We start from the raw sequence: 16,216 nt of genomic DNA, 5'->3' as shown, positions 1-16,216 counted from the left end.
AAACTTCACGCCGGGCGGCCACCGGTGGAGGGCCATCGTGCGCGTTCGGCGGCACGGCACGGAGGAGCCCGGGCGGCCAGCGCCGCCCGGGCTCCTCCGTACCCGATTGCTGTTACGGCCGCGCGTTGGGCTTCAGCGGGGTCTTCACCGCGGCGTAGGCGTCGACGATGCCGTAGCCGTAGAAGCCGTTGAAGTTCAGCGATCCCGCGCAGTACGCGTCGAACTCGGCGCTGCGGCCCTCGTTGGTGTAGGTCTGCAGCCGCGGCTCCGGGCAGGCGTGCTCGGCCGCCGTCCGGTAGAGGTGCTGTTCGACCTGGTCCGGCGCCATGCCGAAGCCGTCCCGGCCCTGCTTCTTGCCGAACCGGCTGACGATCAGCGCGGCCACGCCCGCGGCGTGCGGCGACGCCATCGAGGTGCCCTGGAGGTAGGTGTAGTAGCCACACTCGCCCTTGGCGGTGCACTGCTTGAACACCGACTCCTCGAAGCCGGCCACGATGTTGCCGTTCTCGTCGACCGACCCCTCCTCCTGCAGCACCTTCTTCGGGTACGTGGAGAGGATCATGTTGGCGTCGGTGAGGTAGCTGTCGGTGCCGAAGCCGTCCCGGAACCAGCCGCCCGGGGCCGCCACCGCGGTCTGCTCGGTGCCGTAGTTCGAGTAGTCGGACTTCTTACCGGACGGGCCGACCGCCGACACGCTGATCACGTGCGGGCCCTCGGTGGGCAGGTCCCAGCAGCTCGCGTTGTCGATCGGCCGCGGGTACGGGTCGGAGCCGTAGTCCGGGCTGCTCACGTCGGTGCGGGGGGCGCCCAGGTCCTCGTGGTTGTTGCCGAGCGCGCCGACGAGCGTGACGCCCTTGCGGTGGGCGAAGGTCAGCGCCCGCTTCATGGCCTCGATGATGGTCCGCTGCTCGGCCTGCGCCTCCGGCGAGTCGGCCGGGTTGGCGGCGCAGTTGTAGAGCCACGGGTCGACGTAGAAGGACATGTTGACCACGTCCAGCCCGGAACGGCCGGCGTGGACCAGCGCGTTGACCACCGGGTTGAGGAAGAAGTAGCCGCTGTCCTGGCCACCCTTCAGCTCGACCAGGGAGACCTTCGGGGCCACGCCGGAGAGGCCGAAGCCGTTGGCGGCGGCGCCGATGGTGCCGGCCACGTGCGTGCCGTGCCCGCCGTCGTCGGTGCCGACCGGGTCGAGGCAGCTCGCCACCTCGCACGGTCCGTCGACGTCGGGCATGTCCGGCGCGAAGTTGCGCGACAGCGCCCAGTTGAAGTTGGGTGCCAGGTCGGGCTGGCTGGCGTCGAGGCCGGTGTCCAGGACGCCGACGGTCACCCGGCGGTCACCGGGCTCGATCTTGCGGGCCTTGTCGGCCTGGATCATGTCCAGACCCCAAAGCTTGTCGTCGAGCGGGTCCATCTTCTTGGCCTTGCCCTTGGCGGCCTTGCCCTTGCGCGCGCCGGGGGTCGTCAGGTGTTCCTGCTCGACCCGGTCCAGCTTCGGCTTACGGCCGATCGCCTTCTCCTCGGCGGCGCCGAGCAGCGCGCCGGCGGCGGTGGCCCGGCTCGCGAAGTCAGCCCGGTCGCTGGTGACCTGGAAGAGACCGACGTCGTCGGTGCGGGAGACGACCGTGCCGCCGGCCGCCTTGATCGCGGCAATCGCGGCGTCGGTGGACACACCGCTCTCCGCCAGCACGGTGAAGGTCCGGGTGCTGGACGGCGCGGCGGTCGCCGGGACACCCAGGCCGGTCACCGTGAGTGCCAGCGAGGCCGCGACCGCGACCGCGCCGGCGGTGAAGCGCTTGCTCACCACATCAGATCCTCTCGTTGAGGGACGTGGCAGTCATCCCACAACATGGACGCGGGTTTCGCCAGATGCACGTCCGTAATAGTCCGCAATCAGGCATTCGCGCTCGTCAACGCAGTCACCACGTCGGGCAGGTCGACCGACGTGGACACCTCGGCGTCCGGTGCCCCGGTCCCCCTCAGGAAGAGCGTGCGACACGTCGGGCCGCTACCGCTCGCCGGCCAGCGCGGGCTCGGCCGTGACCGGTGCCGCCGTCCCGGGGCCGGCCCGCAGCTCGTCCACCCGCACCAGGGCGACGCCGCCGACGATGAGTACGCCGCCGACCAACTGGATCGCGCTCGGCAGCTCGTTCAGCACCAGCCAGGCGATCAGCACCGCGAACATCACCTCGGTCAGCCCCACGAAGGAGGCGAGGCGGGCACCGAGCAGCCGCGCCGCGGCGACCCCGGTCAGGTACGCGACCACGGCGGCGATCAGCGACAGCCCGGCGATCGGCACCAGCCAGCTCATCCGGTGCCCAGCGAAGCTGACCTCGGCGGTGCCGGCGGCCAGCGGGAGGATCCCGACCGCGCCGAGCAGCAGCAGCGCCACCGCGCCGACGGCCATGCCGCCGCTCGCCATCACCACCGAGGGCAGGTCGGCGTCGATGCGACCGGCGATGACGAAGTATCCGGCCAGCCCGATCCCGGCGCCGAGCCCCCAGAGCACGCCCACCGGGTCGAGGCGGCCGGCGCCGGTGAGGTCGAGGACCAGCACCAGCCCGGCCAGGGCGGTGAGCGATCCGGCCACGGTCAGCAGCCGGGGACGCTGCCCGTGGACCAGCCACATCCACCCGACCACGAGCACGATGCCGAGGTATTCCAGCAGGAGCGCCACACCGACCGGGAGGTAGCGGACCGCGTTGAAGAAGCACGCCTGGGCCATGGCCACGCCGAGCAGCCCGAACAGCACCACGGTCAACCCGGTTCGGCGTAGCACCGGCCACCGGCCGCGCAGCGCCAGCAGGGCGGGCACGGCCAGCACCAGCGCGGCGATGCCGACCCGGGCGATCACCACGGCCACCGCCGACCACTCGCCGGTGACCAGCGGGCGGGCGAACGTGCCCGAGGTGGCGAACGTGACCGCGGAGAGCAGGGCCAGGCCGAGCCCGGCACCGGACCGTTCACGCATCGGCAGCTCCTGGTCATGAGTGAAAAGCGCTACGCTGATGACGCTAGGGGTGGTCCACGACAGGAGTCAAGTTGCTTTTTGCTCATGACACCGAATGCGGGTTGGCCGCCGCCGCCGCGCTTGTGAACACCACCGGCCCGGGCCGGGAGGGCCTGCCCGACGTGGCCGCGCTCGACGAGTTCTTCACCGCGCACGGGTGGAGCGGCCGGCACGAGCACACCGACGCCGAGCTGCGCCAGGTCCGCGCGCTACGACCCCGGCTGCGCCGGATCTGGTACGCCGACACCGACGAGGTGGTGGAGATCGTCAACCTGCTGCTCCGCGAGTCCCGCGCCCTGCCGCAGCTCATCCGGCACGACGGCGAGCCGTACCATCTGCACGCCGTGCCCCGCGACGCGCCGCTGGCGACCCGGATGGCGGTCGAGGCCGCGATGGCCCTGGCCGACCTGGTTCGGGCGGGCGAGCTGAGCCGGCTGCGCCGGTGCGACCACCCCGACTGCGACAACGTGCTCGTCGACCTGTCGAAGAACAGGTCCCGCCGGTTCTGCGACGCCGGCTGCGGCAACCGGGCCGCGGTCAGCGCCTACCGGGCGCGCAAGGCGTCCCACTCCTGACGCGCCCCGGGCCAGTCCTCCCGGCGCAGCTCGTACTCCACCTCGCCGTGCTCCGTACCCGGAATCGGATCGTCGAACGTCAGGTGGAACGTGCGGACGTAGCGCAACCCCGCGCGGGCCAGCACCGCGCGGGACCGGTCGTTGACCGCCATCGTCTGCGCCCACACCCGGCGGAGGCCGACCGTGTCGAACCCGTGCCGCACCAGCGCCCGCGCGCCCTCGGTGGCCAGCCCGTGCCCCCACGCGGCGCGGCGCAGCCGGTAACCCAGCTCCCCCTCGCCGCCGTCGTCGGACGGGTCGAGCGCCAACCAGCCGAGGAACTCACCGGTGAACCGGTCGAGCGCGGCCCAGCGGCCGAGGCCGGGACGACTGTCGTACTGCGCCAGCAGCCGGGGCAGCACCTCGTCGCGAATCGTCGCGGCCGGTGTCGGCACGCCGTTGGTCAGGAACCGCATGACCTCCGGATCCGCGTCCAGCGCGACCAGCCGGTCCACGTCGTCCACGGTGAACCGCCGCAGCGTCAGCCGCGCGGTCTCCAGCAGCACCCCGTCGTCACCCACGGCCGGATCATCCCGCCACCCCCGGCAGCCGAGCGAGGCATTTACCGCCGCGGCGGCGCGGCGACGAAAACCCGCCAGGGGTACGGGTCGAAGGTGAGCACCGGTCCGGCCGGGTCCTTGCTGTCCCGCACCCCGACCGCGCCCGGAAGGTTCAATGCGACCTCAACACACTGATCATTGGAACCACTCCGGCGACTCTTACGCCAGCAGGCCAGGCTCAACTCCATGACTCCGCCAATTCCCTCAAGCGTTCCAGCGACTCCGGTGGCGGCAGCGCCACGGCGAGGGTAGCTTCCCAGGTCCGCTGCAATCGCATCAGATCAGAGGGCCGATCCAGCTCCTGCCCGCCCACCTGGCCCCCGAGAAATGCCAGCTCGCTGCCGTTGGAGATGCTGGCAAGAATGAAGGGCCCGTTCAAACCCGGGTACTCCTCGGCCGTTTTGGGCACGAGCTGCACCCGGACGTGCGGATGCTCGGATGTGATACGGGCGAGGTGTAGCGCCTGATCGCTCATCACCTTGCGTCCACCGACCCGCCGAAGCAGCACGGCCTCATCGACCACAGCCATGAGTCGGGGCGGACGCACGCCATAGAGCACTTGCTGACTGTCCATCCGGTCGCTGAGCCGGCGCTCCACTTCGTCCGGATCGAGCAAGGGGTCGGACTCGAACACCGCACGAGCGTATGCCTCGGTCTGAAGCAGCCCCGGGACATGCAGGGGGTCGAACCACCGCATGGCCCACGACTCCGCCAGAATCGCCCGCCATCCACGCAGCCAGGGCTGGGCGCGGTCCAGGCTGACCAGCCCGGTGAGCATGCGACCGAAGAGACCGCCGGTGTCGAGCGCCTGGTCGACCAGCTCCACGTACTTCGCGGTGGGCGGCTGGTGACCCAGCTCCACCGCGCTGACCATAGACGCCGAGTAGTTGACCGCCTTGGCCAGCTCCTCCTGACTCCAGCCACGTCGGACCCGGGCCCGGCGCAGCTCGGCGACCAGGAAGGCCGCCGCCGTCATCTGCCCGTCCGCCATCCAGCCGCCCTCCAGCGCCGCGCTGATCGACTCCGACGCCACGCCAGCGGCTGGGCGACCCGCCGCAGCATGCCTCGCGCAGCGCGCACAAAGTCTTCCGAGCGTAGTCGCCCTGTCAGCAGACTGTGAAGGCGACGCCCGTGCTCAATTCCCCCGAGCAGGGCGTCGCGGTGGGACCGCCCGCTCCCCCGGCCGGGCGGTCCCACCACGGCCGGGGGCGGCGATGTCACCACCGACTCAGCTCGAAAGGGACCGCGCATGCCCACGTCCGACCTGCCGCACCTGCCCCTGCGCCCGCTCTGGCTGTGCCGCTCCTGCGGCACGCCCTGGCCGTGCGCCACCGCACGCCTCACCCTGGTCGTCGAGTACGCCGCCGACCCGGTCGGGCTCAGCGTGTATCTCTGCGGCGTGCTCTACGAGGCGACCGCCGACCTGCACCGGGTGCACCCGGACGACCGGCTCGACCCGGCCGTCCTGTTCCACCGCTTCCTCGGCTGGGCCCGCCGTCGGGCGATGCCCTGATCAGGGGTGGGTCATCCGGAGCAGGTCCAGCGCCTCGTCGAGCTGGGTCTCGGTGAGCTTGCCCGAGTCGACGTGGCCGCGCGAGATCACCACCTCGCGGATGGAGACCTGCTTGGCCAGCGCCTCCTTGGCGATCGAGGCGGCCTCGTCGTACCCGAGGTGGCGGTTGAGCGGGGTGACGATCGACGGCGACCCTTCCGCGTACGCCAGGCAGACCTCGGCGTCCGCGACCAGGCCGGCCACCAGGCGCTCCGCGAAGAGTCGACTCGACGCGGCGATCAGCTTGATCGACTCCAGGAGGTTCCGGCCCATCACCGGGAGCATCACGTTCAGCTCGAAGTCGCCCTGCGAACCGGCGAACGCCACCGCCGCGTCGTTGCCGACCACCTGGGCGCAGACCTGGCGCATCGCCTCGGCCACCACCGGGTTGACCTTGCCGGGCATGATCGACGATCCGGGTTGGAGATCGGGGATGCGCAGCTCACGCAGACCGGCGCGAGGGCCGGACCCCATCCAGCGTACGTCGTTGGCGATCTTGTAGAGGCTGACCGCGACGGTGCGGAGCTGGCCCGACGTCTCCACCAGGGCGTCCCGGGCGCCCTGCGCCTCGAAGTGGTTGCGCGCCTCGGACAGCGGCAGGCCGGTCGAGTCCCGCAGGCGCCCGATCACCTTGCCCGCGAAACCCAGCGGGGTGTTGATGCCGGTGCCCACGGCGGTGCCGCCGAGCGGCAGCTCGGCCAGCCGGGGCAGCGCCATCTCCAGCCGCTCGACGCCGTAGCGGACCTGTGCGGCGTACCCACCGAACTCCTGCCCCAGGGTGACCGGGGTGGCGTCCATCAGGTGGGTACGGCCGGCCTTGACCACGGTCTCGAACTCGGCCGCCTTCGCCTCCAACGCCATGGCGAGCTGGGTCAACGAGGGAAGCAGATCCTCCACCACGAACTGGGTGGCGGCCAGGTGGATCGAGGTGGGGAACACGTCGTTGCTGGACTGCGACGCGTTGACGTGGTCGTTCGGGTGGACGTCCCGGCCCAGCTCGCGGCTCGCCAGCGACGCGATCACCTCGTTCGTGTTCATGTTGGACGAGGTGCCGGAACCGGTCTGGAACACGTCCACCGGGAACTGGTCGTCGTAACCGCCGGCGACCACATGGGCGGCGGCGGTGGCGATGGCCTCGGCCACGTCCGCGTCGATCACCCCCAGCTCGCCGTTGACCTGGGCAGCCGCGCCCTTGATCTGCGCCAGCGCCTTGATCTGGGCCGGTTCGAGCCCGCGCCCCGAGATCGGGAAGTTCTGCACCGCGCGCTGCGTCTGTGCCCGCCACAGCGCCTCGGCGGGCACCTCCACCTCGCCCATCGAGTCGCGTTCGATCCGGTAACCGGTCGCCTCTGGAGTCGTCACCCGTACCATCCTGCCCCGCCACCCGCCGACGTGCAGGGAAAGCGGGCCGCCCTCAACCCAGCTCGGCCAGCAACTCCTCGGTCGCCCGCCGGTCCGGCGACTCGACCTGGCGGAACAGCACAAGCGCCCGGGCGGCGTACCGGCGGGCCTGCGCCGGGTCGGTGTCGCGCAGGCAGCGGGCCAGCCCGTCGAGGGCCCGCCCCTGCTCGTAGCGGAGGCCGAGCCGGGTGGCGTCGGTCATCACCCGCCGGTGCAGGTCGAGCGCGGTGTCCACGTCACCGAGCGCGCGCAGGGCGCGCGCCAGCAGGTTGCGGGACGCGCACTGCCCGACCCGGTCGCCGGCGTCGGTCATCGCCAGCAGCGCGGCGCGGTGCCGGGCCTCGGCCTCGGCCGGACGCCCCGCCTCCTGCTCCATCAGGCCGATCTCGTTGAGGATCTCCCCCTCGCCGAACCGGTTGGCGCTGGACCGCTTGACCCGCAGCGCCGCCCGGAGCAGCCGGCGGGCCGGCCCCAGGTCGCCCATGCGGTGCCGGATCATGCCGAGGTGGCCGATCGCGTTCCCGGTGTGCCGGAACTCACCGCCCTCCCGGGCCAGCAGGACGTGCTGGCGGGCCGCCCGGAGGGCCAGGTCGTACCGGCCCCGGAAGAGCAGCACGATCGAGAGCATGTTGAACAGGGTCGCCATCAGCCCGGCGTCCTCCGGGTAGCGGGCGGTCCGGTGGGCCTCGTCCAAGCACTCCAGGCAGCGTTCGTACTCGTCGCCGCCGAAACACGCGGCGGCGAGGTTGCCGAGCGCCTGCACCCGTTCCTGACGCAGGCCGAGCCGGCGGTAGCGGTCGACGACCGCCTCCATCAGCCGGACCGACTCGGCGTAACGGCCGAGCCGGAACTTCGCCGAGGCGAGGTAGTTCATGGTGATGGCCACCGCCTCGTCGTTGCCCGACACGGTCGCCGCCCGGAGGGCCACGTCGTGCGTCTCGACCAGCTCGTCGAGGTGGCCACCGACGAAGTTGGACCACCAGAACGCCCGGGTGAGCTGCCAGCAGTGGTCGAGCAGGCCCTCCGACTCGGCGAGGCGAACCAACGCGGTGAGCGTGGCCCGGTTCTCGTCGAACCAGGACAGGCCCCGCCGTTCCTGGGTGAGCACCAGGTCGGGACGACGCGGCGGTGGGAGCACGACGTTCGCCATGCCGCTCGGCTTGGCCTCGGCGAGGATCGCGAGAGCTGCCGCCACCTGAAGGTGGTATTCGATCAGCCGGTCGACACCGGCCCGTCGTTCCTCCGCATGCTCGGACTCGGCCAACAGCCGGCGGGCGTACTCCCGCAGCAGGTCGTGGAGGCGGTAACGGCCCGGCTCCACCTCCTCGGCCAGATGCGCGTCGACAAGCTCGTCGAGCAGGTCCTGTGTCTCGGGCAGCGGCAGCTCGATGAGCGCTGCCGCCACCCGGTTGTCGAACCGCACCCCCGGGTGCAGCCCGAGCAGCCGGAACAACCGCCGGGCCGGCGCCGAGACCTGGGCGTACGACAGGGCGAAGGCATGACCCACCGAACGCTCGCCGGCCGCCAGCTCGGCCAGCGGATCCTGTGCCTCGGTCAGCCGCTGCGCCAGGTCGGCGACCCGCCAGAGCGGACGGTGCGCCAGGCGGGCGCCGGCCAGCCGGATGGCGAGTGGCAGGTAGCCGCACCGCCTGACCACCTCGGCCGCCGCCGCCGGCTCCGCGCCGATCCGGTCGACGCCGACCACCCGGCCGAGCAGTTCCAGCGCCTCGTCCGGGTCCAGGACTGGCAGCGAGTGGGGACGCCCGTCGTCGAGACCGACCAGCCGGCGGCGGCTCGTCACCAGCACCAGATTGTCCGGGCCGCTGGGCAGCAACGCGGCGGCCTGGCGGGCGCTCGCCGCATTGTCGAGCACCACCGCGGCCCGCCGGTCGGCGAGTTCGGAGCGCCACATGGCCAGCCGGTCCTCCGGGTCGACCGGCACCCGCTCGGGGGGCACCCCGAGCTGCCGGAGCAACGTCCCGGCCGCGGCGGCGGCGGTCAACGGGGTGCGCTCGCTGTAACCGTGCAGGTCGATGAAGAGCTGCGCGTCCGGGAACTGCTCCCGCACGGCGGTCGCGACCTGCACGGCGAGGGTGGTCTTACCGCTCCCGGCCATCCCGTCGATCAGGTGCAGGCGGGCGCCCTCGGCCACGATCTCCTTCACCAGCCGGGCCATGGTCTGCTGCCGCCCGGTGAAGTCGCTGATGGCCCGGGGCAGGGCGCGCACCGGAACGGCCCGGGGCGCGACCGCCGGCCCGCTCCCGGCGTCGTCACCGGCCAGCAGCCGCTGGTGCAGCGCCTGGAGCGCCGAGCCGGGTTCGATGCCCAACTCCTCGGCGTAGATCCGTCGCCCCTCCCGGTAGACGGCGAGCGCGTCCGCCTGCCGGCCCAGCGCGGACAGCGCCTGCATCAACTGCCCGCGCAGCCGTTCCCGCAGCGGGTGTCGCTCGACGTTCTCGGCCAGCTCGTCGACCAGGTCGGCCGCCCGGCGCAGCCGCAGCTCGACGTCGACGCACTCCTCCAGGATCGCGAGCCGCTGCTCGTCGAGCGTCTGCGCCCGCCGCCGTACGCTCCGGGCGGGAATGCCGGCCAGCGCGGGGCCGCGCCACAGCGCCAGCGCGGCCCGGTAGTGCTCACGCGCCTCGGTCGCCCGACCGGCGCTCACCGCCGCGCGGGCGGTCTCCACGATGCGGGCGAACACCTCGGCGTCCAGATCGTCCGGCCCGACCCGGATCCCGTAACCAGCGGGGTCGGTGACGATGGTGTCGGCGGGCAGGCCCAGCACCACGAACCGGTGCCGCAGTCGCGACACGCAGATCTGGAGCTGGGCGCGGGCGGTGGCCGGCGGGCGTTCCTCCCAGATGGCGTCGACAAGCTCCTCGGTCGGCACCACCCGACCGGCGCGCAACAGCAGCATGGCGAGCACGATCCGGTCCCGACCTGCGGTGACGGTGGCTTCGCCGCCGCCCACCCGCAGCGGGCCCAGGATCCCGAACCGCATCTGCGACCCCCGTACGCCCGGTTGCACCTTCCAGCAGCGTAGCCCGACGATCACCGAACGCCGCGTGGAGGCGATAGTGATGTGATAGCGGATCGACAGCGCCTGCGCCCAGACTCAATCCGGTTGTCGGTGACGGCATCCGACGGGGGCGGTGCGCCTGCCCGGCCGCGAGGCTGGTCAGGCGCACCGATGTCGATGCACGGCGGACGCGCCGAGGGGCGCGCGGGCCTGGCCCGGGCGCCCCTCGCGTACGGCGGCGAAGTCAGCGGCGGCCGACGGTGAGCACCGGCTTGGTGACCTCGGCGAAGAAGTGACCAGGAGTTTCAATAGCCCCGTAGCGGGCGTCGGCTCCACTCGCTGGCCAGGATGGCGTAGACGAGCTGGTCGGCCCACTCCCCATTGAACACGTAGCTTTCGACGTGGTGCGCCTCCTGACGCATGCCGAGCCGGGCCATCAGGCGGGCAGACGCAGCATTGCGGCCGTGACACCGGGCGTAGATCCGGTGCAATCCGAACTCGGTGAACCCCCAATGCAGCAATGCCGCAGCGGCTTCCGTAGCCAGTCCGCGACCCCCATGATCCGGATGGAAGACGTACCCGAGTTCAGCCGTGCGGTCGGTCTGGCTGCCCCAGACCAGCTCCACCGTCCCGATGACCCCGGCGTCGGTGGATACGGCCAACGTCAAGCAATCGCCCTCAGCCCGTAGCGCGTCCTCACCCGCCATGGCGATCACCGACGATCGCGACTCCTCGCGAGTACGCGGCTCGCCGAGCATCCAGCGGAAGACGTCCGGTCGGCGCTGCCACGAATACACATCATCGAGATCATTCAGCGTGACCGGGCGCAAGGTGAGCCGCGCAGTACGAATCGGGTACGTCGGTCGGAACATCCAGCGATATTAGAAAGTCTGCGTGGCGGACTGCCCTGTCAGGGTCGAGAACCGATCCGAAGGACACTCTTAGGACTCATCACATCGGCGAAGAAGTCGTTGCCCTTGTCGTCCACGATGATGAAGGCGGGGAAGTCCTCCACCTCGATCTTCCAGACCGCCTCCATGCCCAGCTCGGCATATTCGAGCACCTCGACGTGCTTGATGCAGTCCTGGGCGAGCCGGGCGGCCGGACCGCCGATCGAGCCGAGGTAGAACCCACCGTGGGCGTGGCAGGAGCGGGTCACCTGAGCGGACCGGTTGCCCTTGGCCAGCATCACCATCGAACCGCCGGCCGCCTGGAACCTCTCCACATAGGCGTCCATCCGGCCGGCCGTGGTGGGTCCGAACGACCCGGAGGCGTAGCCCTCCGGGGTCTTGGCCGGGCCGGCGTAGTAGACCGCGTGGTCGCGCAGATAGTGCGGCATCGGCTCGCCGGCGTCCAGCCGCTCGGCGATCTTCGCGTGGGCGATGTCACGGGCGACGACGAGCGGGCCGGTGAGCGACAGGCGCGTCTTCACCGGGTATTGCGACAACTCGGCCCGGATCTCGGCCATCGGCCGGTTCAGGTCGACGCGGACGACGGTCTCGGTGTCCAGTGTCTCGTCGGTGACGTCGGGCAGGAAGCGCGCCGGGTCGGTTTCGAGTCGCTCCAGCCACACACCCGACGGGGTGATCTTGGCAACCGCCTGACGGTCGGCAGAACACGAGACCGCGATGGCGACCGGGCAGGAGGCGCCGTGCCGGGGCAGCCGGACCACCCGCACGTCGTGGCAGAAGTAGCGACCGCCGAACTGCGCGCCGATGCCGAAGTTGCGGGTCAGCTCCAGCACCTCGGCCTCCAACTCCAGGTCACGGAAGCCGTGCGCGCTCATCGAACCCCGCGTCGGCAGCGCGTCCAGATATTTCGCCGAGGCGTACTTGGCGGTCTTCAGGGCGTACTCCGCCGAGGTGCCGCCGATGACGATCGCCAGGTGGTAGGGCGGGCAGGCGGCGGTGCCGATCAGCCGCAGCTTCTCCTCCAGGAGCTGCATCATCCGCGTCGGATTCAACAGCGCCTTGGTCTCCTGGTAGAGGTAGGACTTGTTGGCCGAACCGCCGCCCTTGGCCATGAAGAGGAACTTGTACGCGTCGGGGTGCCCGTCCGGGTCCTCGGCGTACAGCTCCACCTGCGCCGGCAGGTTGCTGCCGGTGTTCCGCTCGTCCCACATGGTCAACGGCGCGAGTTGGGAGTAGCGCAGGTTGAGCCGGGTGTACGCCTGGTAGACGCCGCGCGAGATCGCCTCCGCGTCGGCGCCGTCGGTGAGCACGTGCCGACCGCGCTTGCCCATCACGATCGCGGTGCCGGTGTCCTGGCACATCGGCAGCACGCCGCCGGCCGCGATGTTGGCGTTACGCAGCAGGTCGAGCGCGACGAACCGGTCATTCGGCGAGGCCGCCGGATCGTCGATGATCGACCGGAGCTGGGCCAGGTGGGCCGGGCGCAGGAAGTGGGCGATGTCGTGCATGGCCTCGGCGGTCAACGCGGTGAGCGCGGCCGGTTCGACGGTGAGGAACCGGCGGCCACCCGGGCCGTTGACGACGTCCACGCCCTCGTCGGTGACCAGGCGGTATTCCGTCTGGTCCGGACCGGTCGGCAGCAGGGGCGCGTACGAGAAGGCGGTGGCACTGCTCATGACCGAAAAGCCTAGGGCAGAGCGATCGATCGGTGACACCCGCCGGTGGGTCGTGGGACGCCCATCTCACCGCGCGTCACTTCCCGTCGGCGCAGAGCTCCCGCTTCGGCCCGCAACTGCCCTGGTCGCTGGGGGGACGACCGGTGTCGGCCGGGTCGGGCGCCGGCACCGGGCCCTGGTCCGGCCGGGACACCCCGGCGGCAGCGGCGCCCCAGCGGACGTACCCGATCTCCCGCCCCTCGCCGATGATCATGCCGTTCGGGCCGACCGCCAGAGCGTTCGCCGAGGTACGCAGCTCGACCAGCACCCGGCCCTCGCGGGGCTCGACCGCGACCAGCCGGGACGGCTTCTCGTCGCTGATCACCACCGCGTACGGGGTGAGCGCCGCGCCACTCCTGCTGCCCGCCGGACGGGTCCACCGGGTCCGGTCGGCCGACAGCTCACGGCCGAGCAGCGAATCCTTGCCGGCGCCGCGCACCACCGCGTACCTGTCGTCGACGGCGAGCAGCTTCTCACCCTCCGCGCCGACCTGGAGCGGCCGTCCGTCGTACCCGTCGAGCACCGCCTCGCGGCCGTCCGGGGCCACCCCGATGAGCACATTGCGGGCGCCCTGCGGATCCTCCCGCTGCACGCAGCCGGCGGAGTCCGCGGTGCGCAGGTTGATCCCGGCCCGCCGCCACACCTGCTGGCCGGTGGCCGGGTCGACGGCGGTGATGACGAAGTAGCAGCTCCCGTCGCGGGAGGTCGCCGCGATCCGGAGCAGCCGGCCGCCGACCACGGACAGCCGCTCGTCGCGGCCGGGCTCGACGTTCTGGAGCACCCGGCCGGTCGCGGTGTCCAGCACGTGCACCCGGCCGTCGACCGGGAAACCCAGCAGCGGCGGGACCGACTCCGGCCCGGCCACCTCGCCGTCGATCCGGGTCGCGTCCAGCCGGCGGGTGCCGCGCAGCTCCGGGTTGTCGGCGAGCAGACCGCTGTGTACGCCGGGCAGGAAGGCGGTCCATAACGGAGCGTTGCCACGCGGCTCCCAGGCCCGCAACGTGCAGTCGGTCGGCTCCACGCAGTAGGCGTCGAGCAGCAGGTTGCGGTAGGTCCAGACGGCGATCGCGCGATCGTCGCGGCGACGGGTCACCCCGGTTACCGGGTCGAGCACCTCGTACCCCTTGTTCAGCAGCTTGCCCACGGCGACGACCGACTCGCGTCCGCTGCCGGCGACCGCGGACCAGTCGGCCTTGCGCTCCCAGAGTTGGGTGCCGTCGGCGAGGTTGCGCGACTCGACCCGGGTGCGCTGCTCCACGATCACGGTGTCACCCGCGATCGTGACGCTGCGCGGGGTGCCGCCGACGCGCTGCTGCCAGACCACGTCCGGCTCGGAGATCGGCTTGCTGCGGTCGACCCAGTCCCACAGGCCGGGGAAGGGGTTCCAGACGCCGGTGGCGGCGAGCACGACCACGGTGATGAGCCCGAGCAGCAACCAGCCGCGTGCGCCTAGGCCCTTCACACCCGACACGGTAGCGACGATCACCGGTCCCCCGGGCTTCGCGCGGGGCGTGTCGCGCCGCTTCTTGCGCGGCCTCAGGTGTTAAAAGGGGGCCCCGCCTCTACCGAATGCGTTAAGAAGGGGCCCCTCCTTCACCGCTGGGCGGCGGAGCGGACCAGCGGCAGCGTGCGGTAGGGGATCTGCTCGGCCAGCGCGATGATGGTGGAGGCGCGCCGGATGCCCTCCGAGGCGACGATCTGGTCGATGACCCGCTGAAGGTCGGTGTTCGACCGGGCCACGATCCGGCAGAGCAGGTCGCTGGAGCCGGTGATGGTGTGCGCCTCCAACACTTCCGGGATGGCGGCCAGGTGTGCGGTGACCTGGTCGTGGCCGTGCCGCTGGCTGATCTCCAGGGTGACGAAGCTGGTCACCCCGAAGCCGATCGCGGCCGGCGAGATGTCCGGCCCGAACCCGCCCACCACGCCCCGGCCGACCAGCTTGTCCAGCCGGGCCTGGACCGTGCCGCGCGCCACGCCGAGCCGCCGGGAGCACTCCAGCACCCCGATCCGGGGCTCCTGCGCGAGCAGTTCGATCAAGCGGGCGTCCAGCTCGTCGAGCTGTACATCCTGATCAGTGTTCATGGTGGTTCACCATACCGAATGCACAACCTGACCAGGAATTTCGGCAACTGTTGCCCAACCCGAGACGCTCCGGCGATGCTCGCCGGACAAGCACACCACGGCGGCCCACGAGGCCGGCCGGTACGCGAGGGAGGCCACCATGACCCAGGCGATCGACCGACCCCAGCCCACCGAGGAGACCGACGCCGACGTTCTCGTCGGCGCCGTCGACCACGACATCAGCCGGGACCCGTTCCCGGTCCGGGGCCTCGACCACCTGCACTTCCTGGTCGGCAACGCCAAGCAGGCGGCGCACTACTACTCCACCGCCTACGGCATGACCTGCGTGGCCTACCGCGGCCCGGAGCAGGGCTACCGGGACCACGCGCAGTACGTGCTGACGAGCGGCTCGGCCCGGTTCGTGCTGACCGGCGTGGTCCGCCCGGACGCCGACGGCGCGGAGCACGTGGCCGCGCACAGCGACGGCATCTCCGACATCGCGCTCGAGGTGCCGGACGTGGACGCCGCGTACGCGCACGCCACCGCCCAGGGCGCGACCGGCCTGCTGGAGCCGCACGACGTCAGCGACGAGCACGGCACCGTCCGGATGGCGTCCATCGCCGCGTACGGCGACACCCGGCACACCCTCGTCGACAGGTCCCGCTACACCGGCCCGTTCCTGCCCGGCTTCGTCGCCCGCGGCCCGATCGTGGACCGGCAGCCGATGATCGACGCCGGCCTCCAGCCGAAGCGTTTCTTCCAGGCCGTTGACCACGTGGTCGGCAACGTCGAGCTGGGCCGGATGGACGAGTGGGTCGAGTTCTACAAGCGGGTCATGGGCTTCACCAACATGGCCGAGTTCATCGGCGACGACATCGCCACCGACTACTCCGCGCTGATGAGCAAGGTGGTCGCCAGCGGCACCCGCAAGGTGAAGTTCCCGCTCAACGAGCCGGCGGTGGCCCGCAAGAAGTCGCAGATCGACGAGTACCTGGAGTTCTACCGGGGCCCCGGCGCCCAGCACATCGCGGTGGCCACCAACGACATCCTCGCAAGCGTGGACGCCATGCGGGCGGCCGGCGTGGAGTTCCTGGACACCCCGGACTCCTACTACCAGGACCCGGAGCTGCGCGCCCGCATCGGCAACGTGCGGGTGCCGATCGAGGAGCTTCAGTCCCGCAAGATCCTGGTGGACCGGGACGAGGACGGCTACCTGCTCCAGATCTTCACCAAGCCGGTGCAGGACCGGCCCACCGTCTTCTTCGAGCTGATCGAACGGCACGGCTCCCTCGGCTTCGGCAAGGGCAACTTCAAGGCCCTGTTCGAGGCGATCGAGCGGGAGCAGGAGAAGCGCGGCAATCTGTGACACTGTCCGC

At 71.4% G+C, this 16,216-nt stretch carries 14 protein-coding genes; 3 read left to right on the top strand and 11 right to left on the bottom strand.

All coding sequences use genetic code 11. The annotated features are described in order from the left end of the window. Window positions 1-112: 112 nt before the first annotated feature. A complete protein-coding gene (locus O7602_RS00875; protein WP_281586345.1) occupies window positions 113-1,801 on the bottom strand; it encodes a S8 family serine peptidase in 1,689 nt (562 codons plus the stop codon). A 204-nt stretch (window positions 1,802-2,005) separates the two neighbouring features. Continuing rightward, on the bottom strand, window positions 2,006-2,968 hold the full coding sequence (locus O7602_RS00870; RefSeq protein ID WP_281586344.1) for an EamA family transporter: 963 nt from the start codon (window positions 2,966-2,968) through the stop codon (window positions 2,006-2,008). 71 nt (window positions 2,969-3,039) lie between these two features. Here O7602_RS00870 and O7602_RS00865 point away from each other — a divergent pair, with 71 nt between their 5' ends. Next, window positions 3,040-3,582, top strand: a complete 543-nt coding sequence (locus O7602_RS00865) for a CGNR zinc finger domain-containing protein (protein ID WP_281586343.1) — start codon at window positions 3,040-3,042, stop codon at window positions 3,580-3,582. On the opposite strand, the gene O7602_RS00860 is transcribed toward O7602_RS00865, so the two are convergent. From O7602_RS00860 to O7602_RS00850, 3 genes are read right to left on the bottom strand one after another with little or no spacing between them, the layout of a single operon-like run. Continuing rightward, on the bottom strand, window positions 3,552-4,142 hold the full coding sequence (locus O7602_RS00860; RefSeq protein WP_281586342.1) for a GNAT family N-acetyltransferase: 591 nt from the start codon (window positions 4,140-4,142) through the stop codon (window positions 3,552-3,554). The genes O7602_RS00865 and O7602_RS00860 overlap by 31 nt on opposite strands. Window positions 4,143-4,183: 41 nt before the next feature. Next, complete coding sequence (locus O7602_RS00855; RefSeq protein ID WP_281586341.1) at window positions 4,184-4,369, bottom strand: DUF397 domain-containing protein; 186 nt, start codon at window positions 4,367-4,369, stop codon at window positions 4,184-4,186. Further along, window positions 4,360-5,172 (bottom strand): helix-turn-helix transcriptional regulator, encoded by an 813-nt coding sequence (locus O7602_RS00850; RefSeq protein ID WP_281590047.1) that lies wholly within the window; start codon window positions 5,170-5,172, stop codon window positions 4,360-4,362. Before O7602_RS00850 ends, O7602_RS00855 begins: the two co-directional genes overlap by 10 nt. Before the next feature lie 258 nt (window positions 5,173-5,430). On the opposite strand from O7602_RS00850, the gene O7602_RS00845 reads away from it, so the two are divergent. Beyond that, complete coding sequence (locus tag O7602_RS00845; RefSeq protein ID WP_281586340.1) at window positions 5,431-5,694, top strand: hypothetical protein; 264 nt, start codon at window positions 5,431-5,433, stop codon at window positions 5,692-5,694. On the opposite strand, the gene O7602_RS00840 is transcribed toward O7602_RS00845, so the two are convergent. From O7602_RS00840 to O7602_RS00815, 6 genes are all read right to left on the bottom strand, one after another. After that, the gene (locus O7602_RS00840) at window positions 5,695-7,104 is read right to left on the bottom strand and encodes a class II fumarate hydratase (protein WP_281586339.1); all 1,410 of its coding nucleotides are present in this window, start codon (window positions 7,102-7,104) and stop codon (window positions 5,695-5,697) included. Between the two features lie 43 nt (window positions 7,105-7,147). Further along, window positions 7,148-10,135 carry an AfsR/SARP family transcriptional regulator gene (locus O7602_RS00835; RefSeq protein ID WP_281586338.1) on the bottom strand — a complete coding sequence of 996 codons (2,988 nt, stop codon included), beginning with the start codon at window positions 10,133-10,135 and terminating at the stop codon, window positions 7,148-7,150. A gap of 323 nt (window positions 10,136-10,458) precedes the next feature. Then, entirely contained in the window at window positions 10,459-11,025 is a 567-nt protein-coding gene (locus tag O7602_RS00830) for a GNAT family N-acetyltransferase (protein WP_281586337.1), read from the bottom strand. Between the two features lie 38 nt (window positions 11,026-11,063). Continuing rightward, window positions 11,064-12,740 (bottom strand): fumarate hydratase, encoded by a 1,677-nt coding sequence (locus O7602_RS00825; RefSeq protein WP_281586336.1) that lies wholly within the window; start codon window positions 12,738-12,740, stop codon window positions 11,064-11,066. Between the two features lie 76 nt (window positions 12,741-12,816). After that, on the bottom strand, window positions 12,817-14,214 hold the full coding sequence (locus O7602_RS00820; RefSeq protein ID WP_281590045.1) for a PQQ-binding-like beta-propeller repeat protein: 1,398 nt from the start codon (window positions 14,212-14,214) through the stop codon (window positions 12,817-12,819). A 158-nt stretch (window positions 14,215-14,372) separates the two neighbouring features. After that, window positions 14,373-14,861 carry an Lrp/AsnC ligand binding domain-containing protein gene (locus tag O7602_RS00815; RefSeq protein WP_281586335.1) on the bottom strand — a complete coding sequence of 163 codons (489 nt, stop codon included), beginning with the start codon at window positions 14,859-14,861 and terminating at the stop codon, window positions 14,373-14,375. 139 nt (window positions 14,862-15,000) lie between these two features. On the opposite strand from O7602_RS00815, the gene hppD reads away from it, so the two are divergent. Then, on the top strand, window positions 15,001-16,206 hold the full coding sequence (gene hppD / locus O7602_RS00810; RefSeq protein WP_281586334.1) for a 4-hydroxyphenylpyruvate dioxygenase: 1,206 nt from the start codon (window positions 15,001-15,003) through the stop codon (window positions 16,204-16,206). Window positions 16,207-16,216 lie beyond the last annotated feature (10 nt).

It is taken from the genome of Micromonospora sp. WMMD1128 (assembly GCF_027497235.1).
GTDB lineage: Bacteria > Actinomycetota > Actinomycetes > Mycobacteriales > Micromonosporaceae > Micromonospora.
Note: the sequence above shows the minus strand (reverse complement) of the source record. Positions and strands in the feature narration are given on the sequence as shown.